The following is a 26,171-nucleotide window of genomic DNA, read 5'->3' as shown; positions in this document are numbered from 1 at the left end:
GCACTATCATCACTCATCAAATTCTCCCCGCCGCCTCAACAATTTTTCTTGGCTTTATGCATCGCAGACTCCGCTATATTTTGATTTTGCTGCTCTCCTTAACTATTATTACACTGTGGTGGCCTGTGAATGATTCTGATTGCAATTTCGAGGCAATTCTTGCATCAAAAACTACAAAATTCCAAGTACATGCTACTAAGGTTATTGTTCAGCCGTGGCGTGGTCGTCATCATGTATATGGAATCTTCATGATTCCTAATGAATACAAACAAGCTCCATTTTTTGTATTAACAGTCCAAGGTGCTGGCAGTTACTGTTCAAAACAATTTAGTCAGAAAAAAAACTTTAATGATATCTTTGCTGAACCAGGGACTTATTTGGTGAGAAAGTTTATTAGAACTCGAATAGCTCTGCGGCTCATTCTCCAAGGTTTGTACTTTCAGATCAATGATAAACAGAACTGGACGTTGACTTTCCCCGAACTAAAAGTTGGTCAACATAATTCGTAATTATAGCCCCATGCCTGTTTGTGCAGCGTGCCGTAGGCAAAGTAATGAAGAAATTTATTTTTTCATTACAGATGTTTTCAGGTAAATAGACTACGCCCTACGCGCACAGCATTGCTCTGCCCATACAACATATGTGGTTCAAAAAAAATGAAAACTGCTGTAATAAATTAAATCACTCTATCCCTGAATTGATTAATTACGAATTACGTAGCTTGCTTCTCGCCGGAGGCGAGTATTATGAATTATTTACTCAGCTTGGTGGTTGAGTTTCCAAAACCTCGTTTTTATCTAACAAAGCAGTAGTAGCATTGACCACAATCTGTGCTGCTCCTGTGAAAAACGATCGCTCGATAGTCGCTGGAATATCGCTAGGTTTATGATAGTGCGGAGTACGTAAATTTGCGGTATCTGTCACCAGCACAGCACCCACACCCTGATACCAAAATGGTGCATGGTCGCTGCGTAGGGTGTCTGGTGTCAGTAAACCTTTAAAAGGAATTGGTAGTGTTAGAACTGGTGGTAGATTTGATTCCTGTTTATTCAGGGCGGTTGAGGGGAGCATCTGTGAGTTTTGAAAGGCATTCAGCAAAGGCAAATGTTCTGTATCACCGACTACTGCCAAAAAGTCGCCCTTGTCGCTAGGTGGGCTAACAGGCAATCCGGCAGGATATTTCTGACACCCAGCAGTGTAACATGCATAACCTACCATATCCATAACGATCACTCCACCCAAGTTTTGCAAGCGTGGTGTCTTGCTAATGAAAGCCTGACTACCCAAAAGCCCTGCTTCCTCTTTGTCAAAAAAAGCTAGCTGTAACGTTCGTGGTGTGGAATGGGAACCGAGCAACCGGGCTACTTCCAGCAGCACGGCTACACCACTGGCGTTATCATCAGCACCAGGGGATAAGGCAACAGTATCGTAATGCGCTGCTACGAGAATTGCTTTAGCGGCTTTGTTAGTTCCTGGGCGTTCGGCAAAAATATTCACACCGTTGGAGAACTTTTCCGATTTCGGGTTCCAGCCTAATTTTCTCAATTCAGTTGTGATATAAGTGCGAGTAAGCGATCGCTCTTTTGTTGTGTAGCGCTGAAAATTCAACTTTTGGATATGGGTTAACAGCTTATCAGTAGACACTTGTAGGGTACTATTAACTTCCTTTGATTCTGGCTGTAGTTGGGGTGTTTTCACTGAAATGCGCTCAACAATTGCCGGTGAGGGACGCTGTTCAAAAAACGTGCTACCCTTACTACCCACCACTGCAACTGCCATTAGCACCAACAGCATCAGCCAAATCCATTTATTCATATCATTTATCCTTGGCTTCCAGACTTAGGGTAGCGCGAATTTCAAAGCATGATTCCTAAATCTAAAGCCTGTCTTGAAAAGTGACGCTCCTCTCTTACAAAGTTCTGATCCAAGGAAGCCTCTCTACGAGACGCTCCGCGAACGGCTCAGACTTTGCGCTGCAAGGAAGCCTCTCTACGAGACGCTCCGCGAACGGCTCAGACTTTAGGCTGCGCTAACAGAACGGGGGGAAACGACGCGATACACTTTTCGCTGCGGCAAGCCGAGGAAGCGTCTACGTTTTTTCATTATTTTGCCTAAGTCCTGACTTTTAGGAAATTTTTGATCACAAATGGTTCAGCAGCAAGTAGTTAGGACAAAATAATAGCGGTAGTAATTGAGATGAAAGGCTACAATAAATAGTCATGAACAATCCATTGAGTTGGCTGACTGCGGGCAAATTGCTATCCGTGATTTTCTTGGTGCTAGCCAACGGATTCTTTGTAGCAGCTGAATTTGCCTTAGTTGCGCTTCGCCGTAGTCGTGTTGAGGAGTTGGTTGCACAAGACCATCCCCGTGCGAAAGCTTTACAACGGGCAGTGACTAACTTGGACGCTTATCTAGCAGCTACCCAACTTGGCGTTACGATATCCTCCTTGGGCTTAGGTTGGCTTGGAGAACCAGCGATTGCTGTACTGGTCGAACCCGCTTTCCACTGGCTGCCGAAATCTTTATCGCAAGCTAGTGCTCATACTTTATCAGTAGTGATTGCCTTCATAATCATCACGTCTCTCCACATCGTCTTGGGAGAATTGGCTCCCAAGAGTATAGCACTCCAACGCACGGAAAGAACTGCCTTGGCGGTAATCAATCTTTTAGAACTATATTTAGCGATATTTCGCCCAGCTGTCCAAGGTTTGAACAATTTGGGAAATTTCGTTCTTCAGCTTATAGGCTTGGAACCAGGAAGTGGCGAAGAATTGCTTCATTCGACTGAAGAATTGAAACTTTTAGTAGCGGCTAGCCATGAAGCGGGTCTGTTGGGAGAAGCCGAACAAGACGTAGTAGAGCGAGTGTTTAGTCTTGGGGAGCGACAAGTCAGTGCATTTATGACACCACGTACAGAGATGGTTTGGCTTGACATTGAGCACCCGTTGTCAAAAATCCGCAATCAAGTCATCGAAAGTATTCATTCTTTCTTTCCAGTCGGTCAAGAGAGCGTTGATAACTTATTAGGTATCGTGCAAACCAAAGAATTTTTAGCCAAAAATCCAGCGAAACTCATTGAACTGCAAGCCTTATTAAAACCAGTTTTATATGTGCCAGAAAGCATGAAGGCTTTGAAACTCTTTGATTTATTTAAGAAATCTGGTACTCACCTTGCTTTAATCGTGGATGAATATGGTGTGACACAGGGTCTGGTTACAATCACTGATATTGTAGAAGCAATAGTAGGTGATATCCCAACCAGTGAAGAGCTAGCTGACCCCGATGTGGTGCAACGTGAGGATGGTTCTTGGTTGTTAGATGGACTGTTGCCGATTGACGAGTTGAAAGAAATTTTAGACATCATAAAGTTGTTACCAGGAGCAGGGGTCAACTATCAAACTTTAGGGGGATTTGTCGTGAACCAGCTTGGACATATTCCTCTACTTGCTGAACATTTTGAGTGGGCGGGACTACGCTTTGAAGTAGTTAGTATGGATGGAAACCGAGTAGATAAAGTGTTGGTTGTGCCAATGCACCCGCCTACCACAGCGCACCTCCAGAAACCCGCTTAGTTCCGAGTAGTCCGCAACAATTTCCGATTTGTCACTGCCGGGACGCACCAAAACCTTCTCTTGGTGCGTAAGAGAGCGCCGTAACACAACGCCAGTCCGCTCAAGTCGAGCCAGCCGCTTGCGTATTTTCCCCCCGTTGTGCGGACTGGCGTGGGAAATCCGCCCACACGGCGGCTCCCCTATATTGACTTAGATTTTTTCACTCAGGTGTGGCTTCTCCATTAAATGAAATAGGAAATGCCTTTTCTGCTAAGGAATGTGGCAAAGCGTAATTATGCAACAGCTGCCACATTCCGGGTGCAAAACTTTTATTAAAAAGTAAGACCCACTATAGCCATTATTTAGGCGCTTTCGCTTTCGAGGCTTCATCGATGGCAGGGCATTTTATTACTGGTAAATACCCTAATTTTGCAACATCTTCAAAAGAACTTCTGGGCTGTCCATTTTGTCCATCACGACCTCAATGAAAGCAAGTTGGTCGCGATTTTGCTCGGCTTTTTGCAATGCCGACTCTAGCTCAGACTCCGTGCTTACTTTAATCCCCCAGCCATTACTAGCAAAAATTTCATGGAGCTTGTGATAATTCCACCGTTGAATGTCGTTATATGGCATGGTTGCACCGTGTATATCACGCTCTATGGTATATTCATCGTTGTTAATCAGAAAAATAATTGGCTTCAAGTCATAGCGTAATATAGTTGAGAGTTCTTGTGCTGTCATTTGAAAAGAACCGTCACCTACTAGTAAAATAGCTCGTCGTTGTGGCGCTGCGACGCAACAGCCAAGTAATGAGCCAACTGAATAGCCAATTGAACCTCAAAGGACTTGCCCAACGAAGGTGCTTCTCTTTGGCAAAGGAATTACTGAGGCTCCAAACAAACAAGTTCCAGTCTCGCTAACGATAATGTCATCTTCTTTGAGGAAATGAGCTAGCCTATACCAAAAACGGCGTTGTGTAATAACTGCATCCGTGTTGGGTTGGAAAGGAGTCGTGAAGCCAGCATCCAAATTCTCCATTGCAGACTTGAAGTCCAAGGTTTGAGGATCACGGCGCTGCAAGCGTTTGCTTAAAGCAGATAACACATCTGGCATCGCTACATTGTTGTACCGCGCACGTTTAATCTTTAGATACTGCCCATGCACTTCAATAGTTCGACCTGGATCGAGTTTGGCAGAAAACTTTCCTGTGTTGAAATCAGTCATCAAAGCACCAATACTCAAGACACAATCAGCCTCTTCAATACGTTTTTGCACATAATCCTCACTAGCAGCACCATTATATATGCCGATAAATTGGGGGTGCGTTTCCTCCAGCAGTCCTTTTCCCATGTTCATGGTGGCATAAGGGTATCCGGTAGCTGCCAGCAACTCTCGCAATTCTTGATGTAGGCGATAGCGATCCACACCAACATCAGCAAGAATTACTGGTTTCTGGGCTTTCTCCAGTATAGTTACACAGACATCAACTGCTTCAACTAAAGTAGCATTTGCGCTTTGGAATACAGAGGGTATCAATAAATCAGACGGTATAGCCACTTCATGTTTAGCAACATCCATAGGTATGGAGATCTAAACAGGTAATTTATGGAGAAGACAGATACTTAAAACTCTGTCAATTTCTGCTGTTGCATTCTCTGTTGTCAAATATGCTTGAGCCACTGTTACCTTTTCATACATTCGGGCAAACATAGATTTAGACACATCTAAACTAATTGCTCTTTCTAGCGATGTCTACGACGGGCTATTCGGTGTCGCAAACAGGAAATCTCAAGAAAATCCTTATGGGATGGGGAACTGATGTCTGACCTTAGGGCGATCGCTGCACTGTCAATGGCCCCTTCAACTTGAACCATGATTTGCGAACTAAGGTTGGCAAGCGCCAAGCTGTTCAGTTACTACACGTCCCCTATGAGAGCTAACAGCATGGCAATTTCGTCAACTGTCATTCGATTGCCTGCAATTGGCAACTTCTCGCCTTTAACTCCTAGTGCTTACCACGCAGTATTTTGAAGAAAAGCGATGCCTGCGGCGGGCTGCGCCAACGCACTTTGGTTGTAGTTAGCTAGTGGTAGTGCTGACGCGACTATTTATTTGCTAATAATAACTATTAGTAGTACTTTTATGAGCATTACCAACTATACCTAATATATTCAACCGAGAAATTTTCAGATTATCTAAAGCTACTTTTAACATCGAGGAATTTGTTTTCTCAATCCTGACTACTATCAAAAGCCCATCAGTATGGGGTACTATCAGGCTAGCATCAGCTAATCCCACCAAGGGAGGGACATCATAAATCACTAGGTCAAAACTGTTATGGAAATCTGCCATTAGTTGCTTCATTTTTTGAGATGAAAGCAACTTTGTGGGATCGGGTGGTATTGGGCCAGCTGTGATTATAGATAATTGACTCATGGAAGGTAGTTGTCGCATTACTTCTCCCACTGGCAAGTTTGTAGAAATTAAATTACTTAGTCCCCATAGATTATTTAAAGCTGCTCGGTCGTGAATTGTGGGTTTACGAAGATCAGCATCTACAAGTAGGACTCGTTGCCCCATTGCTGTAGCTATTTTAGCTAGATGGAGGGCAACTGTAGACTTACCATCACCAGCCATAGCTGAACTAATAACTATAGAACGAATCGGGTGATCGGAACTGAGTAGTTGAATATTGCTATAAAGTACCCGTAAAGATTCTGAAAAGTTGGTAGAAAAATAATCATACTCATGATCTGGTAAAACAGCCAACCCAGCAACTCCCTGAGAAAGAGAATTTTGTATATTTGCTAAGGTAACTTTCTGATTAAGAGTGCGGTTTTTCTTAGTTGTAACTTGCTTTTCAAAAGGAATATTTCCTAACAATGGCTGTTTGACCTTTTTTTTCAGTTCATCAACAGTATGGTAGGTATTATCTAGCTTTTCTACAAGTAAGACAATACCAATTCCTGAGAGGATACTTGCAACTAATCCCAGTATAAAATTGCGTTGAGTAGAAAAAGAATAAATAGGAGTATCTAGGGTAGTTGGTACTTGAAGTAATTGCCAGCCAATATCTGATTGGGAGATTTCAATTTGGATATTTTCGCGGGTTGAGAGAAATCGATTTAAACTTTCAGTAGCAATCTGTAATCTCCGCTGTAAATCAACGTATTGTCGTGCTAAAACTGGCAGCTGCTCGCGTTTTTGTGCAAGTTTTTGTTCGATTTTGGCAAGTTCTTGGTTTTTTACTTCTAAGGTTTGAAGCTGTGTCGCCACTTCGGCAAACTTTACATCTAATAAGCGCTTTTCCTCTTGACGTAGCAAAGGTAAAAGACTAGCTCGTTTCTCTTTCAATGTTTGGATGATTGGATTCTCTTCTTGCAAACGAGTTGATTCTGTAGCAATCTGAACATCAAATTGGCGTATTTGAGTAATCAACTGTTGATACAAAGGAGCATTATTCAGCGTTGTCGTTGATCCATTTTGTTCTTGTGGGATAGCATTATTCAGCGTTGTCGTTACTCCATCTTTTCCTTGTAGGATAGCATTATTCAGCGTTGTCGTTACTCCATCTTTTCCTTGTAGGATAGCCAAATTAGCACGAGCTTGGGCTAACTGTAGATCAATTGCTTGTTTTTGTTGAAAAAAATCAACAGTTTGTGAAGCAATTTGCGTTACTTGGGTTTCTGGGTCGTTAAAATTGTACTTTTGTCGAAAAAGTTGCAATTCTTTTTGGATCTGATCGACCCGATTTTGTATAAATGGCAGTTGTTTTTCAACAAACTGAACTCCCTGACGTAATTGGGTTTGCCTCTTTACTTGACTATAGTCTAAGTAATTTTCTGCTATTCGCTCTAGTACAACTTGAGTCTGCTTTGGATTGCTACTTTGATAACGAACTTCTATAATCTTGGTTTCTCCTAACCGATTAATCTTCAGAGATTCGAGAAGAGAATAATAGTTGATTTCTGGATAAGAGGCTTGCAACTGTTTAAGAGTGCTTTTCATCAGTTCAGGACTCTTAAGAACCTGAATTTGGCTTTCATAATCTAGACTAGACTTCTGTGGGTTAAAGTCTTTGACAACATCCATAACTTTGCTGTCATTATTTACAGGTTCTACAGGTTCTACCAGCAGTTGAAAACTGCCTTCATATTCTGGGGGCTTCCGATTTACCACCAAGTTAATCACTACAAGTGTCATCACAGCAATCGTTACACTTGCCATGAGTAACGAGCGTCGCCGTAAAATACTTAGAAATTCTTGAAAGCTCCAGTCGTCTTCTTGTTCTTCAGCCCAGCGAACAGGTTGATTTTCAGGGAATGAAGGCACAGAGTTATTACTGCGATTAGAACTTGAGTTTTGAGAAGGATAATTCTGCATCATGTGTTTAATACTTGGTAATACACTGAACACGAACAGTAGAAAGGCTTTTGAAAGTTTCAGTTAGGTTTTTGCAAGATAAGCAACAATATATACCAAATATAAGAATATTTAGTTGAGATTATCTTTGATTAAGACTCAGTATTTATCCTTAAATTGACTACGTAAGGATTTTGTAAAATTATAACTTTTGTTATCTGCTCACCCAAAGTATAACAATAGAATTTAAACATTGACAAAAAATACCAAATATCCAATACAATTTTCAGCTATTCAAACTTGATTTATCGACGTTTTTCCAGTGATAGCAGGGTTCGGTTATGCCTGAATTACTTATCAAAGGATAATTGAGAGAAGCCTGAAACGCCCTATATTCGTTATAGTAGTATGCATATACTAATAAATTTATCCAGTGTATAAGTCCTAAAAATATTGATTTTATAAAGATTTTGCAAAATTTTCTTTTTAAAGATTAAGTTTTTATAATATTTTGATGAAGTTTTGGTCTTCAAAATTTAAACATGATAGCGTGTTGGGCAAAATATATTACATGTAAAAAACAAAATAAAGTCTAGAATAAAATATATTGTTCATAAACTTTATGTAATTATACGTAGAATATTAATATTAACATTTAAGTAGCTTATCGGAGAAAAGCTTTGCCACAGGGTGCATAAGGGAGCAACGCGATTTTGTGAGATTTGATTTTTCTTATCAATAAACTAATTTTCTTGATAAGAAACTGGCAAAATTACCGTTTTTTTAGTGTTTTTACTGATGCTATTAGCTGAGAAAAGTTTTTAAAGTGACAACGTGACAAGATTTGTTGGTTCTCACTTTTTCGTGTTGCTCCCGTGCGTAGTGCCCCAAATTAAAGAAGAATTCAGGAGTCAGAATCAAGACGCTCGCAGACTCGTTGGCGTAGCCTCTCGTAGAGAAGAGGCTGCGCTATCAATGGGGGATTCAGCGAAAAGTCGGAGCGCCGGCTTTTGGCGATGCCTGCGGCAACGCCAAAGGCGAACTGTTAGCGCAGCGTAAAGCCTACGGCGGGCTATGCCGTAGGCATCAGAACTTTGTAACAGAGGAGCGTCACTTTTCAAGACAAACCCACCACTACGAAAGTTGACCACTAAATCTACAGATTTAGTGGGGGTTTTAAACCCCTTTATTCATGCGCTAGTCGGACAAAATTCAGGGCTTTATTCTGACGACTGACATCCTTATTATTTCTTGGTAAAGCATTTCAGTCCTGACAATAAATTAGATTTTTTGTTTTAATTTTTTACGCTCAGTGAGACTTTAATATATAGCTTTAACCTTCAAACATTGAGTGAAGAGACAAGCATTTTTCTACTCTAGACTAGGAACATAGCTGATGAGACTTAATGAACTAAATGAATGGATTAATCAAAAATTTTTGCAATCGATTTCTACTGAGTTAGATTCAAGAAATAAACCTTCTGTAAAAGCTCAAAAATCAATTAAATTATCTGTAGTCACCCAATTTTTTCCCCCAGATTATGCTGCTACAGGGCAGTTGCTCGAAGAACTAGTGAGACAGTTAGAGAAGCAAGGGGTGGATATTGAAGTCTTTACAAGTCAGCCAGGATATGCGTTTAGCTCTCATACGGCCTCAGAAGTTGAATGGGCTGACCAAATCAGAATTCAGCGATCGCGCACAGCCCAACTCTGGCCGGGAAGGATTCGTGGTAAAGCTGTTAATGGGGTATTATATACCTTACGTGCTACGCTGTATCTCCTCAAAGCTTGGCGTCGCAACAATATATTACTACTAACTACAGCTCCTCCATTTTTGCCAGTTATAGGATATTTGGCTTATTTATTGTTCCGATTGCCCTATGTGTGTATACTCTATGACCTATACCCTGATATTGCGATCGCACTAGGCGTAATTTCAAAAAGTAACTGGCTAGTACGCTTGTGGCGTGGGATCAACAAACAGGTTTGGTTAAATGCTAAGGGGATTATAGTACTTAGTCCGGCGATGAAACAACAGGTAGTAGCACATTGTCCCGAAGTAGCTGATAAAATTTCTATAATTCACAGTTGGGCAAACCCAGAAGTGATCGTGCCGATTGCCAAGCGAGAAAACTGGTTTGCTTGGAAGTATAACTTAGTTAACAAATTTACCGTACTCTATTCTGGTAATATGGGTCGCTGCCATGACATCGACACGATGTTGGAAGCTGCAAAGGAACTACAAGATGAGCCAATTCAGTTTGTCTGTATTGGTGGTGGTGCCAAACGCGATGAATTAATCACGGAAGTAAATCGGTTAGGGCTGAACAATTTTACGTTTTTACCTTATCAAGATCAGCAAGTGTTACCCTATTCTTTAACAGCTTGTGATCTATCACTAGTAAGTGTGGATGCAACTACAGAGGGTTTAGTTGTTCCCTGCAAATTTTATTCAGCTTTAGCCTCTGGGCGACCAATAGCAGTAATTTGCTCACAGACTTCATATCTCAGAGAAATGATGTCTGAAGCCAACTGTGGTGGGACATTTGACAATGGAGATGCTCAAGGTCTAGCGCAATTTATTCGCTTTCTGAATCGAGATCCACAAGTAGCAGAGCAGATGGGCAAAGCAGGTCGCCAGTATTTGCGATCGTCGCACTTTACACCGAAAGTTATCTCTCAACAATACTTAGATGTTTTGCAGCAGGCACTATTGTCTGATGAGATAAAAACCATGTCTGAAAGCGATGTAAAGCAAGCAGATTGGAGTTAATTGAATATTTTTACCGTATTTTTTAGGAGTTGGGCTTTGATGGTCTTATTGATCTCAGTCCCTTCAACATAGCCTTCCTTGCTCATAGTTTTTGTCTATATAGGAGGTGAAATTGCAGAGAAGGTGTGACCAAAATCGGAAACGTTCCAAACGACGGGCTATTTATTGCCCCATTCATAGCTGCTATATCGATAGCGTCAGTCAGAAATATAAAATGTTTGCTGACCAAGCAGGTCAATTACAGCAACGAGGGATGAGTCGGCGGAATGCGTTGATGTTAGTAGCTAACCAAACCGCAGTGCCTATAGAAGGGGAATGGTTAGAAGCTTTTTGGTGTGAAGAGTGTCAGCAAACAACTTGGTATCACATTCGTAAATGTGATGATCAGAGTTATGAAATTTCGGTAGCACCACAAGAACTATGGCAGCAAGTCACGGGAGTAATTGATTCTCTGGGGAACCCTTCTGTTGGGGAGTTTACTCGTAGGAGTGCCAGACAGATTGGTTATCAAGGTCTTAATGGTTTCCAATTTGTGAGTTAAACCTTAAAGATGAATTTCAAATTCAAGTTTTCTCTCTTCTTGAAACACTGCAAACAATTTGGATTAACTAAGATAACCCGATGAAGAAAGCTCTCATTTGTGGAATATCGGGTCAGGATGGAGCTTACCTGACACAGTTCCTTATTAATAAAGACTATCTTGTCTGTGGTACTTCACGAGATGCCCAGATTTCCCCATTCCGAAACTTGGTTAACTTAGGTATCAAAGACCAAGTAAAGTTAGAGTCAATGGCTCTAAATGACTTTCGCAGTGTGTTGCAAGTGTTGACAAAAATCCAGCCAAATGAGATTTACAATTTAGCAGGACAAAGTTCAGTTGGTTTGTCTTTTGAACAACCAGTAGAAACTTTAGAAAGCATAGCCACTGGTACTCTCAATTTGCTCGAAGCTATTCGTTTTTTGAGTGTTCCAATCAAACTATATAATGCTGGTTCCAGTGAATGTTTTGGGGATACTGGCGAAACCGCCGCTGATGAAACAACACCATTCCGACCCAGAAGCCCTTATGCTGTAGCTAAAGCCACTGCTTTTTGGGAAGTTGCTAACTACCGGGAAGCTTATGGTTTGTTTGCCTGTTCTGGGATTCTGTTTAATCATGAATCTCCTCTGCGTCCTGAAAGATTTGTGACGCAAAAGATTGTTGCTGGTGCTTGTCGTATTGCTCAAGGTAGTAATGAAAAGCTGTATTTAGGCAATATACAGATTCAGCGTGACTGGGGTTGGGCACCTGAATATGTTGAGGCGATGTATTTGATGCTGCAACAGGAGCAGCCAGATGATTATGTAATTGCTACGGGAGAGAGCAGTTCATTAGAGGAATTTGTAGCAGCAGCATTTGCATCTGTAGATTTAGATTGGCGTGAACATGTTGTGATAGATAATAGCCTACTGCGACCTACAGATTTGGCAGTAGGTAGAGGGAATCCAGTTAAGGCGAAGAACAAATTGGGCTGGCAGGCGAAATATAAGATGCAGGATGTGGTGCGGATGATGGTGGAAGCAAGGCAAGTTAATTAAAGCAAATTTCCGAAATTTAACAACTTAATATTACTGCTATTGCTAAATGAGTTTACCATTCTTTCTTTACAGACGTTTAGCTCGCTGGATCACTTGCGAATTTAATTTGCAAAATCAATCCAAAGTTACACTTAAAAATAAATATGAAATAGCTAGCTTTAAAGATGTTTTTTGTCATCCATTTTACTGGCAAGTATTTCAATGGGTTAATAGCTCTCCAAAATTAGTAGTGGACTGTGGCGCACATTGCGGTCATTTCAGTATTTTGGCAGACATTTGTTTTCAGAGTAAGTTTGGTACTTCAGATACTGAATATATTCTTGTTGAACCCAATCCATATCTTTTACCAATTGTCCAAAAAAATATATCAAATGCTGGTCTAAGCCACCGAGTTGAACTTAAACAAGGTCTTCTAGGAGAAAAAGATGGTAGCGCAACACTTTGGATTAAACCCCAGAATTATTTGGCTACGAATATGCAGTACAGCCAAGGAACAAAACCTTTCAATATTTCTTTTATTGATTTACAAGAAGTAGTGGGTAAAAGAGTGATTGACCTGATGAAGATAGATATTGAGGGAGGTGAGTTTGCCTTTGTACGTTCCCATCTAGATATCTTCAAGCAGGTAAATTTAATTTTTATGGAATTGCACAATGCCTCTGAAGAACTTCATCATGAAATCTATGATTCTTTAAAGTCAGTAGGACTAAACTTGGTAGTTGAGCCTGTAGAGGCTAATGGACAGAAGCTTCTAGTCTGGCAACGCTGATAGCTCAAAAATTTCAGACTTTAGGCACAAGCTATCTAACTCCTTAGAGCAGCCAAAACAAAATTTTTCTAAACTTTATCACAATAAAATATCGCTAGCTAGCAAGTAATGCTGCAAAATAAAGCTATCAGTATACTTATAAAATTAATTATTGCTCAACGATATCTGGCAATTAAATCTTTGATATTAGCATTGTTTACCTCTGTTTTAGAGGGAATTTCTACTCCTCTTGTGATGCTAATTCTTCAAGAATTGGGGGGTGGTTTATCTAATATCAGTCAATCACCAAGAATTGTCAAAAACATAATTGAACTATATGCCATTTTTCCTAAAAGTTGGCATTTGCTAATATTGTTCATCAGTCTACTGAGCTTAACAATTCTTAAAAACATATTTTTATATTTCTCAAATATTAATATTAATAATTTACAACTCAAAGTTGGATTTTTACTTCGTAAAGTTTGCATTGAACGCTTTTTAAAACTAGAAGTATCATTTTATAATCGCTCAAATATAGGTAAGCTATTAAGTTTCGTAAATGAACAAGCTCAACGTAGTGAAATTTTATCTTCTCAAGTGATAGAAATCATTAGAGAACTTCTGATGGTTTTTATACTTTTAATTGTACTTATTGGGTTATCACCTATATTAACAATAATTAGTGTAATAAGTTTATTAGTAGTATCTTTTATGTTAAAAGCATTGCTAAATTCTGTTAGAATTTATGGACGCAAAGCGGCTAACTCTATCGACGAATTTTCTTCATTGATTACAGAGTTACTGAGTGGAATTCGAGTGATTAAATCGTTTAAGTCCGAATTCAGGGAGCTAAAGCGTGCTGATAAATATCTAACAAACCGCTATGTGGCAGAACTAGGAGCTTTTAAATATAATTCAGCAATAGTTCCCCTGACTGAAACAGCAGGAATTACCCTACTGTTGTTGCTTCTTGGTGTAGGTTCAAGCGTAGTTTCTGCCACAGGAGGTGGAGGGTTACCCTTATTGTTAGCCTATACGTATACATTATTACGAATTATACCGCGAATGAATCATCTTAATGGTTTACGCTCTCAACTAGCATTACTATCAGGTAGTTTAGAAGTAATTCATGATTTTTTGTCATCTACAGATGAACTACATTTACCAGATGGTCATAAGCCCTATATAAGTTTGGCATCAGGGATAATTTTTAAAAATGTTAATTTTACTTTCACTGCTAATTCCGAACCTACACTGAAAAATATAAGTTTTAAATTGAAAAAAGGCGCGATAACTGCCATTGTTGGACCATCAGGTAGTGGCAAATCAACCCTAGTCGATTTAGTGATGAGATTTAATGATCCTGATTGCGGCAGTATCAAAATTGATGGAATTGACTTACGAGAATATCAAATTGCTTCTTGGCGAAACTCTATTGCAATGGTTAGTCAGGAAACATTCTTGTTCCATAGTTCAATTCGGGAAAATATTGCCTATGGTCGTCCAGATGCGACGGAACTAGAAATTATCGAAGCTGCTAAAAAAGCTTATGCTTATGAGTTTATTCGAGAATTGCCAGAAAGTTTTGATACTGTTGTAGGAGATCGTGGTGCAAGGCTATCTGGTGGACAAAGGCAGAGAATAGCGATCGCTAGGGCAATTTTGCGCGATCCAGACATCTTAATTCTGGATGAAGCAACTAGTGCATTAGATTCAAATTCTGAGAGGATTGTTCAAAGAGCAATTGAAGAAGTAAGCCGCGATCGCACTGTAATTGTAATTGCTCACCGCCTTTCTACAATTGAGAAAGCGGACAAGATTATTGTTATGTATAACGGTAGAGTTGCAGAGCAAGGAACGCATGAAGAACTACTAGCACTTCAGGGTGAGTATTGGTCTTTGTATAAATCTCAAGTATCTGTTAAAGGGCAAATTATTCAATCAACTTGAAATCAAAAATTTCTATGACATCTACTAGCCTGTCTTACCAAGCACGCTTAAACTCCATTGATGCTTTAAGAGGTTTAGCTGCCCTCACAGTTGTTTTCTACCATGCTCGACCTATGTTTTGGGTTGGTTTAGGGGAGATATGGAAGCAATATGGTTTGAGTATAGATATTAATTCTTGGTTAGGCTATGCTACAGCCCCTTTATACTTCGGTGGTCTAGCTGTAAATCTATTTTTTATAATTAGTGGTTACTGCATCCACCGACGAGGCGCACAGCAGTTAATCTCTGACTCCAAAGCCAGCCTAAATCTCAAACAGTATGCAATCCGACGTATCTGGAGAATATACCCATTATTGTATTGGAGCATAAAACCTCAAGGAAATAAATTTTGGGGTTGTAAACTAGGAAGTTTATTTACTAAAGTTGGTTTTTTTTCTTACTCTCTATACGCGATACATCGACCTATTTTATTATTTATTAAAACCTCTGTAGTTCCTTTGGGAGAAAGATTTATAACTTTGATTCCTGCACTAATTGCATCTTCACTAGCAGTATTAGTGGCATGGCTTTTTTTTACCTTAGTTGAAAAAAGAACTTTAAAACCGATTGGATAAGTAAGATATAAAAATGTATATCTTCAGTACCTGTTATATAAAACTATTAGTTAAACATCAAAGTTGGACTTTAAAATCAAGCTGAGAACACATAAATCCCTAAAGCTGCCCAAAAAAATAATCACTGTTTTTGTTTTACTGCAATATTTGTAGCTTTTTTACAGATTAAGTCAGCAGGCCTAGTACTGAATCTCCTAAAATCTTATTAATTTTAAATATATTATTGACATATTTAATTATTCTAGAAAAAATGAAAATTTTACTTGCAGGAAACATTTTAGGACAAGGTGGTATCCAGACTCATTTGAGATGGCTAGCTAGAGCATTAGGAGAGGAGGGATTTGAAGTTCTTGTTATTTCAATTGCAAATCAACTACCTTCGCCTTTAGATTTACAAGATATACAACATTTTCAGAGTGAGCAGGTCAATTTTATTTTTTGTCACACTCAAGAAATAAAAAAAGATTTGGTATCTAATATTCAATATTTAGCAAAAATTACAACACATGTTAGAGAGTTTTTTCCAGATATATATCTCGCAGTTGGTACAGGTTGGAACTTATTTCTCCCGCCTCTCTTTTCAGGTTCCCAGACTAAGCGGATTTTTCATGAAGTGATGTCGGGTTTTGTCCGTAGCTGGCGTCATTCTCGATGGATAGTACGGTGGTGTTTTCATGAAGTAATAGGACAGTCTCCGATTGTGGCAGAAAATTTTGCAGAGAGTTTTGGCTGGGAAAAACAAATTACAGCTATTCCAGCGATACCAGAACCTTTAGAGTTGACTGCTTGTTTGCCTCAGCCTATCTCAAGAACTGTTGAATTAGGAAAAGCTAAAGCGGCTCTTTTCAGTCGTTTAGTACCACATAAGCAAGCTTTCTGGCTAGTGCAGCAATGGGAATACCTCAAAGATGTACTGGATGAGTTGCACATTCACGGTAGCGGGCCAGAGGAAGAATTAATTAGAGAATATATTGCATCTCAAGGTATTGGCGATCGCGTTAAATGTTTTGGGAGATATCCTGATGGACAAGCCTATGTTGACCTAATCAGCACTTATGACTTGACCTTACTGCCTACCGTCGGGTCTGAGGGAGCGCCTTTAGTACTGCTAGAATCAATGGCTTGTGGAGTGCCTTTTGTAGCCTATGGAGTTGGTGGAATACCTGATTATGGAGTTAATAATTTGAATGTTTTAATAGTTGCGCCTGAACGTTGGAGGACAGATCAGGCAAGAGTTTATGCAGATGTTGAAAATAAAGACAAATCATTTGAACAGGGAAATCAATCTTCTGGCAAAACGCCCGTATTCGTCTCTGCTATTAAACAGATGGTATATAAACTAGCTCAACGTGAAATTGATCAAGCTCAGTTACAACAGTTTTATTTAGAACGATATTCTTATTCAGTATTAAAAAAGGTTTGGATCTCTTACTTATGCAAGCAGTAATACAATCTATTTATCAATCTAACGTTGGGCAAAATAAAGATAAGATCACAGTAGCTCAACTAGGTGCTAGAAGGCATTACGCTATTCCACGTATTTTACATCAAGCCGGACAGTTAGAACACTTTTATACTGATATATGTGCTGTTAAAGGTTTTCCTAAATATTTGCGTTTGATTCCCCCAAAATTTCAGAGTAAGTCTTTAACAAGGCTTACCAGTCGAATTCCCTATGGAATTAACCCCAACCTAATCACAGCTTTTTCTGGTTTTGGCTTTGAATATATTTCTCGCTTACGCAAAGCTAGTTCTGCCTTTGAGACTACAAAAACATTTCTTTGGGCAGGAAAAACTTTTGGGCAGCTTGTTCTGCGTCAAGGATTACGTGGCAATGGCGTGTATGTTTTCAATACAGCAGGGCTGGAACTTCTACAGGCGGCAAAACAAGCCGGATTGAAAACAGTGATGGAACAAACTATCGCTCCTTACCAAATAGAGAAGCAGCTTCTGCAAGAAGAACAAGCTTTGCATCCTGGTTGGGAAGAACCCTTACAGAAAAATGAATATCTAGCAGAGTACATTGAACGAGAACAACAAGAGTGGTCACTGGCTGATGTAATTCTATGCGGTTCAGACTTTGTGCGTGATACTATTCAACAATGCCAAGGACCAAAAGAGCGCTGTGTCGTTGTTCCCTATGATATTGATGCCAGTTTTCAGCTTTCTGCTAAAACCCCACACCAAGGACCGTTGCGAGTATTAACTGTAGGTTCTGTAGGATTGCGTAAGGGAATACCTTACGTACTGGAAGCTGCTAAACAATTGAAAGGGAAAGCCATATTTCGTGTGGTGGGTCCAGTTCAAGTTTTGCCTGATGCAGTAGCAGCTTTGCAGGAGAACCTGGAATTGGTAGGGCAAGTTCCCCGCTCCCAAATTATCGCTCATTATAATTGGGCAGACGTGTTTTTACTCCCCTCCATTTGCGAAGGTTCTGCTACTGCAACCTATGAGGCTTTAGCTTGCAGCTTACCTGTGATCGCAACACCAAACACTGGCTCCATCGTAGAAGATGGCATTAATGGATTTATCGTACCAATACGCGATGTAGATGCCATTGTTACGAAATTAGAGTCACTTTGTACTCAACCTGAATTACTAGTAACAATGAGCAAAATGGCTTTAGAAAAATCCATATTGAGTCACTTCATTTAGTATAGATCAATACGCTTGGATTAAGGAAATTTATCTGTTTAGGCAGGTTGTTCTTGAGCAGGGGAAGCAGGGAAGCGGGGGAGAGAAAAAGGCTTATCCCAAGCGTATTGCAGTATAGACAGCGATTACTTTAAATTGCTTAAAAAACTCATAATGGTCTTCAACATCAGGACTCGCATCTTTATGATGTACCTTACCAAGTGAAGTAAATTGTATGCTACCAAAAGCCACAATTGTGTTTACAACTCATAATCGACGTGAGTTTTTGTATCAGGCAATCCATGCAGCTCAGAATCAAAGTGTCACGGTGAAGATTTTAATTATGGATGATGCTTCTAATGATGGTACTCAGAAAATGATGTCTAAAGAATTTCCTAAAATTGAATATCATCGTTCCTCTGAAAATAGAGGTCCTTGTTATCACCGTAACCGAGGAGTAGAACTAGCTAACACTGAAGTAGTTTTTCCCCTAGATGATGATTCTATTCTTCAATCTCCCTACACTGTTGAGCAAACCCTAGCAGAATTTGATCATAGTCGTATTGGAGCGGTTGCTATTCCCTTTTGTAACATTCTTCAAACTGAAAAAGTAAATACTCAAGCTCCAGATAAGTCTCAGGTGTATCTGACTCATGCTTTTGTTGCAGCTGCTCATGCTGTACTGAAATCAGCTTTCTTAAAAGCTGGGGGATACCAAGAGTTTTTCTTCTATATGGGAGAAGAGGGAGATTTATGTATTCGCCTTATGCAAAATAATTTCTTTGTTCGCTTAGGAACATCTGACCCTATTCATCATTTTCAACATCCTAATAGAGTTTCGGTTAAAGCCGATGTATTTGGCCGACAAAACGATATTCTTTTCCTTTATTGCAACGCATCATCACAGTATCTTTTACCCTATCTGCTGGGTACATCGGTCAAAGGAATACTTTACGGTATAAAGGTTAAGCGTCCAATAAATATGCTCAAGGGATTGGTGCAAGGCTTTAAATTAGCTTTGACTGATTCTACTATGCGCTCTCCTGTCAATTCAGACTGCTTCCAACTTTATCGGATGCTTAAACAAAGAGAATGTGTACCTTTAGTAGAAGTCGAACATTATTTTCAATAAATTATGAAATTTCATGCTTTACTTCCTGTACGTGACGAAGCAGATATTATTAAGCAGTGTTTAGAACATCTCCTCCAATGGGTTGATGCTGTATACGTTTTTGACACTGGTAGTGTTGATAATACATGGGAAATTGTTTTAGATGTTGCCTCCCATGACCAGCGCGTTAAGCCAATTCGTAAAGAACCAGTATATTTCTCTGAAAATAAATTGCGTGGCTATATGTTTCATATTGCCCGTGAGCAAATGCGAGATGGTGATTGGTTTCTAAGAGTTGATGCTGATGAATTTCACCACATTCCACCACCTGAATTTGTGAAAACATATCTGCGCCCCTCTGAAACTATTGTTTATCACCAGTACTATGACTTCCAATTAACCGAAGCAGAAGTAGCAGCATGGGAACGAGATGAAGAAACTATTAATGATCGCCAACGCCCAATTGCGGAACGTCGGCGTTATTTTACGGCTAGCTATTATAGCGAACCCCGCTTATGTCGCTATCGCAGCACTATGAAATGGCCTGAAACCTGCTCTTTTCCTATTAATGCAGGTTTGATGGCAAGGGAAAGACTACCAATTCGACACTATCCTCACCGCGATCCGGTTCAACTAATTCGTCGCAATCGATTACGAGCAATCATGGTGGCTGATTCAACTAATCGCAAAAATTGGTCAGAACCATTGGTCAGAAGATGGTCAGAAGCAGATTGGCATAAGTTTGTTGTGAGTAACGACAAACCTGAATTGCAATACTGGAAACCAGGTACAAATTTACCACGCTACCAGTTCACAAATCACTTAAGACCGCCACATATTCGGTTTGTACAGCGATTAATTCATGCTTCCTTACTGCCAATTCTAGACCGTACTCGTTCTGCTTTTTCTGAAGATACTCAACCACAACCAATTTCAGAAGATATTAATAAACTACTTATCAAGGAATTGAGTTAAAAATAACATAAACAGGATGAATTGGGCGCGTTAGCAAAAACTTGTACAACGTGTTTTACCTCATGGAGGATGTGGTTTTGATATAAGAGAAACCGTTTAAAATGAAAGTAAACAAATCGACAGAAAACGAAAGCAAAAATAGCAAAATTTAACTTTTGTGGTTTAAAAAAAATATCAATCGAAATTACCAATACTTTTGAGAAAACATAAAGCCAAAAACTTTTGATTATGTGCTTTATTTTTTTCAATTTAATAATTGCCCAATCATCTCAACATATCAAGGTAAATCAAAGCTATGCTATCAGCAAACCAACTCAAGAAGACTCTCAAGCGCATTCTGCCCGCTCCTCTGGTTGATATCGTGCAGTCTGCGCGTGCCCACCGCCACTCCCCTAATCCGCTCGTGCTAAAAGCTAAGGATGATTTCGAGGCTCTTAACCGTGATTTACGCGCCGAGCAAATCGCCATGCGCCCAGACTTGATTTGGACTGTTGATCCTCAATCAAAAGACCCCTTTAGTTGGTTCTGCTACCGCTCTCCAGAAATGGTTGGTGAACTGGACCTTTTCCTTAAACTCCGTGTCAGCCGGAGTCGCTTCATCGACATTGGCGCGAACCATGGAGTTTATTCCTTGGCTTTTACTTTCGGTCGCCCCGGCACGAAAGCATTGGCACTCGATCCGTCGCCATTGGCTTTTCCTATACTCCAGCGTAATATTCAGTTGAACCCGGAGTGCGATATTACTCCTTTACAGATTGCCGCAGGCAGTGCTCCTGGCGACTTAAGAATGAAGCTGAACTGGCATCATTTAGAAGTTATCGCCGATCAAACCGCCGCAGAATCGGAGCAGGTGAAGATAGTGCCCGTTCGCACCGTAGATAGTTTATGTGAAGAATTGAACTTTCATCCCGACCTAATCAAGGTTGACGTTGAAGGACATGAGTTAGCTTGCCTACAGGGCATGGATAAGATTCTGCGACACCAAAGAACAGAGTTCTTTTTGGAGATTCACCCAGAGTTGATCGAACCGCTCGGATACCGATTAGATGATATCACAACTTATCTGCGCGGACTCGACTACAAATTCTGGAGTTTGGGAGGTGAGCAACGCAGCGCGTCTTGGTTCAACGATCAAATTCATACCTTCTGGTTACTTTGCCGCCCAAGCAATTAACTAAGCTGAAAAACATCTAATTTGCATAACCGAATAAAACATAACTTTTGTGGGGTGGGCAACATGAGCGCCCTAATTATGCAATTTAAATGTGGAACAGCTTAGTTATACCAATTCTCTATAAACTTGCACTTAAGCACTTAATAAGTAGCCCTATTTTCCTGGGCGTTATTGACGGTAGCCTACGGGAAGCCGATATGTGTCTACGCTTTTTTAAATTAAGTATATCTTTATCGATAATTGACATTAGTATAGTTGAATTTCTTGTTCTTTATCGAATATAAATTATGCTAGCCAAGCTTGTGAGAAAAATTGTTCCAGAGAACTGGCGTCCAATTGGTTATTTAACCCATTTAACCCAAGCTAAGACTACTTATAAAGTGCAAGCTGGTCCCTTTGCTGGTATGCGATACATTGAAAAATCTATTGGGAGTGCTTATATCCCTAAGTTACTTGGCATCTATGAAAGAGAACTCAACCCCTTTATAGAAAAGGCTTGCCAGTTAGATATTCAAAAGATAATCGATATTGGTGGGGGAGAAGGTTACTATGCAGTAGGAATGGCCTTGAAAAATCCATCAACACAAATTATTGTTTACGAAATGGAAGCCAAGGGACAGGATGCGATCGCTCAAATGGCAAAACTAAACTCTGTATTTGACCAAATTAAAATCTGTGGAAAATGTGAATTAGAAGACTTAAAACAAGAGCTTTTGGGAAACACTAAAAAGTTAGTTATTTGTGATGTTGAAGGCTATGAGCTAAATCTGCTTAATCCTGATAAAGTACCATCTTTTAAAAATACCTGCATTTTGGTTGAGTTACACGATTTTATTACCAGAGGTTTGGCTGAAGAAATCTACTCTAGATTTGAATCCACTCATTACATAAAGCGAATATGGCAAAAAGATCGATATAAAAACGATTTTCCTTACCATACCTTTTACACTCAACTTTTACCTAATTCATACATTGACTGGGCAGTTAGTGAATGGCGACCAGAGCAGATGTCCTGGTTTTGGATGGAACCTTTAAAATAAAAATAATCAAATGAACACAACTATACAAAAATTAAGTCATATTCCTGGACTAGATGGTCTCAGAGGAATTGCTGCATTAATGGTGATGTTTTTTCATTTTAACTGGCTACCTCTAGGTATTTTATTGATAAATAAAGTTGTAGTTTTTGGGCAAACAGGTGTAGATCTTTTTTTTGTGCTTTCTGGTTTCTTGATTACTAGAATTCTAATATCTACAAAAAGTCAAAAAAATTATTTTACTAATTTTTATATCAGACGGGCATTGAGGATTTTTCCTTTATATTATGGATTCTTGATAGCAACGTATTTTATTTTGCCACTGTTTAAAATAGGTGAGACACCACCGTTTAGTCATCAGATATGGTATTACCTATATATGCAAAATATTCCAGATACATTTCCGACTTTACATAGTAGTGGCCCTGGTCATTTTTGGTCGCTAGCAGTTGAAGAACACTTTTATCTTTTTTGGCCATTGTTGGTATATTTTTTACCAAGAAAGCATTTAATATGGGCCTGCCTTGGAATTATTTTATTATCAATAGTCCTTCGCATCATCTTACTTAATTTTGATATAGGCGTGTTTTACTTCACTCTATGTAGATTTGATACCCTAGCTATTGGTTCATTACTTGCTTATCTTGAATGTACGAATAAGCTTTTTGTGTACAGAAAATATTTTTTAAATATTGGAATTTATTCTTTTGTTTTACTGTTGATTAGCTGGCTATTTACTGGTGGTCAACATAGGGATTCAGTACAGATTATAAAACCTACCATTATAGCTGTATTTTATTTTTGTGTTGTCGCCTATTTATCAATCCAAAATCCTCAGAATTTAATGTCTCGAATTGTAAAAAATCGTTTTTTAGTATTTACAGGAAAAATAAGTTATGGACTTTACGTTTTTCATCCCTTAATTTATAGCTTTACAGAGACAAACGACTATATTCATCCCATTAATAAATTATTAATTTCTTTTAGCTTAACTTATTTAGTTGCATATATTATTTATGAAAAATATGAAAAACTATTTTTGAATTTTAAAAAGAGTTTTGAATACACATAAATTATATATAAGTTAGATTTATATGAACAAAATAATAAAAGTTTATCTTGCCTGCACAGGTGTAGGTATCATCAACAGAGGTATCGAAACCTTTGCCAGTGAATGTTTTAATGGGCTACAAAGTAGTAAAGGATTACAAATTGAACTATTTAAGGGTGCAGGAGATGAAAAATTAGATGAACATCGATTGTGGAATTTGCCTCGCAATGGAAAACTAGCACCTTTTTTGGGGAAGTTTATCCGACGCAATGGCTATGTAGTTGAACAATTATCTTCTTTTCTTCCTTTTGTCTACCATATTAAAAAGGGCAAGCCAGATATCATCTTCTATAGCGATTCTAACCTTGGTTTTCAACTCTACTGGTGGCGTAAGCAAATTGGTATACCTTATCAGTTACTCTTTTCTAATGGAGGCCCTTGTAATCCACCTTTTACTAGAACTGACTATGTTCAACAAGTAGCACCATTTTACAGAGAACTGGCATTAAAAGCTGGAGAACCACCCTCAAAGCATTTTCTTGTTCCCTACGGCATTAACGTACCAGATGGAGATCCTTTGCTCAATCATGAAGGACGACAAAATATTAAACAACAGCTAGGCTTACCTAGCGATCGCCCAATTGTTATCAGTGTAGGCTGGATTAGTGCTATACATAAGCGCATGGACTATGTAGTTGATGAAGTAGCTGCTTTACCAGAACCTAGACCGTACTTAGTCATGTTAGGATACATGGACGCTAATAGCCCTCCCATTATTGATTTAGCATCTCAAAAGTTAGGCAAAGATGGGTTTACTGCTCGCTCAGTACCTTATGAGCAAGTTGCTAAATATTACCAAGCGGCTGATATATTTGTACTTGGTTCCCTGAAAGAAGGATTTGGGAGAGTCTATCTAGAGGCTATGATTCACGGACTTCCCTGTATTGTTAACGATCACCCAGTCATGAGGTATGTTTTGGGGGAGCAGGGAGTGTTTGCCGACTTTTCAAAGCCTGGTGCTATGAGTACAGCTTTAATTGATCTATTGGAGCGACCGCAACTAGTGGAAGACAGAATTCAGCGCAAAGAGTTTGTACGTATAAATTTTTCTTGGCAAAGTCTTGCTCCAAGTTACTTACAAATGTTTCGTGACTGTCTTGCACACGATACTAATGCATAAGCAAGCTTGAATTGATTTTTACTTAATTAATAAGTATTTTGCAAGCACTCAGAAATCCGATTTTTTGAAGAGGTTTTTACATCTCCCAATTTTTACAAATTAACTAAAATTGCTATAAGCTCTTAAGTTTATATTTTATGGTTGAAATATATCGAGATTTACTAATTATTATTTGCATATGCTTATTTGGTTGGGGAGTAATTCGCATAGAGCGAATTTATCAATATCCATTCTTCATGGGTAGTATGTTTATTTCGTTTCTTCTGCCACAAGTATTTGCATTAATTAACAATCCTGGTCTAGTGACTCAAGACGCATTAGAAAGGGTTTTATTGATGTCATGTCTCTGTGCTGCTGCCTGTTGGATAGGCTATACAATGAAACCCAATACAAAATTATTGAAAAAATTCAACATAATTATCGACGAACGTAAGTTATTTAGAGCAGGAATAGCCCTGATGTTTCAGGGCTACTTGTTTAATTTTTTACTGTCTATTACAACTATCCAAAGAAGTGATAGTGGGACATGGACAGGACCTGCTACTATATATGTCTTTCTAGCTCAAGTTATCAACATAGCTTTTGGGATTTTTCTTTTACAGACATTAAAGCGTCCCAAAGTTATTAATATCATTTTAACAATTGTTACTGGTTGGCCTGTAGTACAACCAATTTTTGTGGGACGACGGCAATCCACGATGACATTCATAATTATTATAGGTCTTTCATTCTGGCTAGTTTTGCGCTATGTACCCCCAAGAGCGGCAATTATCACAGCTGTAGTGCTTCTAGTTTTTATGATTCCTGTAGTTGGGGAGTTACGTAGCCATTTTTGGGATTTGGTTTTTAGCAGTAAGTGGCAGGAAGTATTATCCGCCTCTCAAAAAGCATTTGAAACACAGCAAAAAGGTGACATATTGGAATTGAGAAATGCTGCATTAATAGCAGATGCAACCGAGAAGACAGGTAGATATGGATATGGAAGTGGTTGGTGGGATAGCATCGTATTTCAATATGTTCCTGGACAACTCGTAGGTTATGACTTAAAAAAATCTTTACAATTCAATCTAATAACAAAAGATACACTAAATAATTTGTATGGTTATATAATTCCTACTGGGAGTACGAAGACTGGTATTGGAGATTCCTTTTCAGAATTTGGCTACTTAGGCTGTTTTTATTTTGCTCTAACTGCATATTTTTTTAAAAATATTTGGATATCTGCTGTTTATCAAAAAAGTATTTTTAGCAGCCTACTTTATATGGGTTTAGTTAGTCCAGCAATGGTAGGATTAACGCACGGCATAGGAAGATTTTGGCAAGAAGCAATATTTCAAGTTTTTTTTGTAAGTTTAACAGTTCACTATTCTAGAGCTAAGTATAAATATTCTGCGATTAATTCAGGATTAAGAGACAATACTTGAAAATCT

Annotated in this window: 23 protein-coding genes; 17 read left to right on the top strand and 6 right to left on the bottom strand. The window is 39.1% G+C overall.

All coding sequences use genetic code 11. The annotated features are described in order from the left end of the window. The first annotated feature begins 56 nt into the window (after positions 1–56). Positions 57–509: a hypothetical protein gene (locus tag V7L29_RS29610; protein ID WP_334737732.1), complete on the top strand. Its 453-nt coding sequence runs from the start codon at positions 57–59 to the stop codon at positions 507–509. A gap of 250 nt (positions 510–759) precedes the next feature. On the opposite strand, the gene V7L29_RS29605 is transcribed toward V7L29_RS29610, so the two are convergent. Next, the gene (locus V7L29_RS29605) at positions 760–1,815 is read right to left on the bottom strand and encodes a M28 family peptidase (RefSeq protein WP_334737731.1); all 1,056 of its coding nucleotides are present in this window, start codon (positions 1,813–1,815) and stop codon (positions 760–762) included. A gap of 404 nt (positions 1,816–2,219) precedes the next feature. Between V7L29_RS29605 and V7L29_RS29600 the strand changes: the two genes are divergently transcribed. Then, positions 2,220–3,575: a hemolysin family protein gene (locus V7L29_RS29600; protein ID WP_334693931.1), complete on the top strand. Its 1,356-nt coding sequence runs from the start codon at positions 2,220–2,222 to the stop codon at positions 3,573–3,575. Between the two features lie 402 nt (positions 3,576–3,977). Here V7L29_RS29600 and V7L29_RS29595 read toward each other — a convergent pair whose 3' ends face one another. The 5 genes from V7L29_RS29595 to V7L29_RS29575 all read right to left on the bottom strand — a co-directional run bounded on the left by V7L29_RS29595 (position 3,978) and on the right by V7L29_RS29575 (position 9,067). Further along, the gene (locus V7L29_RS29595; RefSeq protein WP_334737758.1) at positions 3,978–4,385 is read right to left on the bottom strand and encodes a thiamine pyrophosphate-dependent enzyme; all 408 of its coding nucleotides are present in this window, start codon (positions 4,383–4,385) and stop codon (positions 3,978–3,980) included. Positions 4,386–4,391: 6 nt separating this feature from the next. Continuing rightward, the gene (locus V7L29_RS29590) at positions 4,392–5,132 is read right to left on the bottom strand and encodes a hypothetical protein (RefSeq protein ID WP_334693930.1); all 741 of its coding nucleotides are present in this window, start codon (positions 5,130–5,132) and stop codon (positions 4,392–4,394) included. 164 nt (positions 5,133–5,296) lie between these two features. Continuing rightward, positions 5,297–5,428: a hypothetical protein gene (locus V7L29_RS29585; RefSeq protein ID WP_334693929.1), complete on the bottom strand. Its 132-nt coding sequence runs from the start codon at positions 5,426–5,428 to the stop codon at positions 5,297–5,299. Positions 5,429–5,669: 241 nt separating this feature from the next. Next, positions 5,670–7,937 (bottom strand): GumC family protein, encoded by a 2,268-nt coding sequence (locus V7L29_RS29580; RefSeq protein ID WP_334693947.1) that lies wholly within the window; start codon positions 7,935–7,937, stop codon positions 5,670–5,672. Positions 7,938–8,833: 896 nt separating this feature from the next. After that, the gene (locus tag V7L29_RS29575) at positions 8,834–9,067 is read right to left on the bottom strand and encodes a hypothetical protein (RefSeq protein WP_334737730.1); all 234 of its coding nucleotides are present in this window, start codon (positions 9,065–9,067) and stop codon (positions 8,834–8,836) included. A 245-nt stretch (positions 9,068–9,312) separates the two neighbouring features. Between V7L29_RS29575 and V7L29_RS29570 the strand changes: the two genes are divergently transcribed. The 15 genes from V7L29_RS29570 (at position 9,313) to V7L29_RS29500 (ending at position 26,165) form a co-directional block, all read left to right on the top strand. Beyond that, the gene (locus V7L29_RS29570; protein ID WP_334737729.1) at positions 9,313–10,689 is read left to right on the top strand and encodes a glycosyltransferase family 4 protein; all 1,377 of its coding nucleotides are present in this window, start codon (positions 9,313–9,315) and stop codon (positions 10,687–10,689) included. 112 nt (positions 10,690–10,801) lie between these two features. Further along, positions 10,802–11,230 carry a hypothetical protein gene (locus V7L29_RS29565; protein ID WP_334737728.1) on the top strand — a complete coding sequence of 143 codons (429 nt, stop codon included), beginning with the start codon at positions 10,802–10,804 and terminating at the stop codon, positions 11,228–11,230. An 80-nt stretch (positions 11,231–11,310) separates the two neighbouring features. Next, on the top strand, positions 11,311–12,267 hold the full coding sequence (locus V7L29_RS29560) for a GDP-mannose 4,6-dehydratase (RefSeq protein ID WP_334737727.1): 957 nt from the start codon (positions 11,311–11,313) through the stop codon (positions 12,265–12,267). Positions 12,268–12,313: 46 nt separating this feature from the next. Then, positions 12,314–13,036 carry an FkbM family methyltransferase gene (locus tag V7L29_RS29555; RefSeq protein ID WP_334737726.1) on the top strand — a complete coding sequence of 241 codons (723 nt, stop codon included), beginning with the start codon at positions 12,314–12,316 and terminating at the stop codon, positions 13,034–13,036. 108 nt (positions 13,037–13,144) lie between these two features. Beyond that, positions 13,145–14,965 (top strand): ABC transporter ATP-binding protein, encoded by a 1,821-nt coding sequence (locus tag V7L29_RS29550; protein WP_334737725.1) that lies wholly within the window; start codon positions 13,145–13,147, stop codon positions 14,963–14,965. Positions 14,966–14,979: 14 nt separating this feature from the next. Beyond that, positions 14,980–15,579, top strand: coding sequence for an acyltransferase family protein (locus V7L29_RS29545; protein WP_334737724.1), 600 nt, complete (start codon positions 14,980–14,982; stop codon positions 15,577–15,579). A 250-nt stretch (positions 15,580–15,829) separates the two neighbouring features. Beyond that, positions 15,830–17,026, top strand: a complete 1,197-nt coding sequence (locus V7L29_RS29540) for a glycosyltransferase family 4 protein (protein ID WP_334737723.1) — start codon at positions 15,830–15,832, stop codon at positions 17,024–17,026. Beyond that, the gene (locus V7L29_RS29535; RefSeq protein ID WP_334737722.1) at positions 17,014–18,234 is read left to right on the top strand and encodes a glycosyltransferase family 4 protein; all 1,221 of its coding nucleotides are present in this window, start codon (positions 17,014–17,016) and stop codon (positions 18,232–18,234) included. Before V7L29_RS29540 ends, V7L29_RS29535 begins: the two co-directional genes overlap by 13 nt. A gap of 214 nt (positions 18,235–18,448) precedes the next feature. Continuing rightward, positions 18,449–19,345 carry a glycosyltransferase family 2 protein gene (locus V7L29_RS29530; protein ID WP_334737721.1) on the top strand — a complete coding sequence of 299 codons (897 nt, stop codon included), beginning with the start codon at positions 18,449–18,451 and terminating at the stop codon, positions 19,343–19,345. A 3-nt stretch (positions 19,346–19,348) separates the two neighbouring features. Further along, on the top strand, positions 19,349–20,299 hold the full coding sequence (locus V7L29_RS29525; RefSeq protein WP_334737720.1) for a glycosyltransferase family 2 protein: 951 nt from the start codon (positions 19,349–19,351) through the stop codon (positions 20,297–20,299). Between the two features lie 295 nt (positions 20,300–20,594). Beyond that, a complete protein-coding gene (locus V7L29_RS29520) occupies positions 20,595–21,473 on the top strand; it encodes an FkbM family methyltransferase (RefSeq protein ID WP_334737719.1) in 879 nt (292 codons plus the stop codon). Positions 21,474–21,760: 287 nt separating this feature from the next. Then, a complete protein-coding gene (locus V7L29_RS29515) occupies positions 21,761–22,513 on the top strand; it encodes a hypothetical protein (protein ID WP_334737718.1) in 753 nt (250 codons plus the stop codon). 10 nt (positions 22,514–22,523) lie between these two features. Next, positions 22,524–23,582 carry an acyltransferase family protein gene (locus V7L29_RS29510; protein ID WP_334737717.1) on the top strand — a complete coding sequence of 353 codons (1,059 nt, stop codon included), beginning with the start codon at positions 22,524–22,526 and terminating at the stop codon, positions 23,580–23,582. Positions 23,583–23,604: 22 nt separating this feature from the next. After that, positions 23,605–24,741 carry a glycosyltransferase family 4 protein gene (locus V7L29_RS29505; RefSeq protein ID WP_334737716.1) on the top strand — a complete coding sequence of 379 codons (1,137 nt, stop codon included), beginning with the start codon at positions 23,605–23,607 and terminating at the stop codon, positions 24,739–24,741. A gap of 137 nt (positions 24,742–24,878) precedes the next feature. Then, on the top strand, positions 24,879–26,165 hold the full coding sequence (locus V7L29_RS29500) for a hypothetical protein (RefSeq protein WP_334737715.1): 1,287 nt from the start codon (positions 24,879–24,881) through the stop codon (positions 26,163–26,165). The last annotated feature ends 6 nt before the right edge of the window (positions 26,166–26,171 follow it).

This window comes from Nostoc sp., from assembly GCF_036916575.1.
Classification (GTDB): Bacteria; Cyanobacteriota; Cyanobacteriia; order Cyanobacteriales; family Nostocaceae; genus Nostoc.
This window is presented reverse-complemented; position numbering and strand designations above follow the sequence as displayed.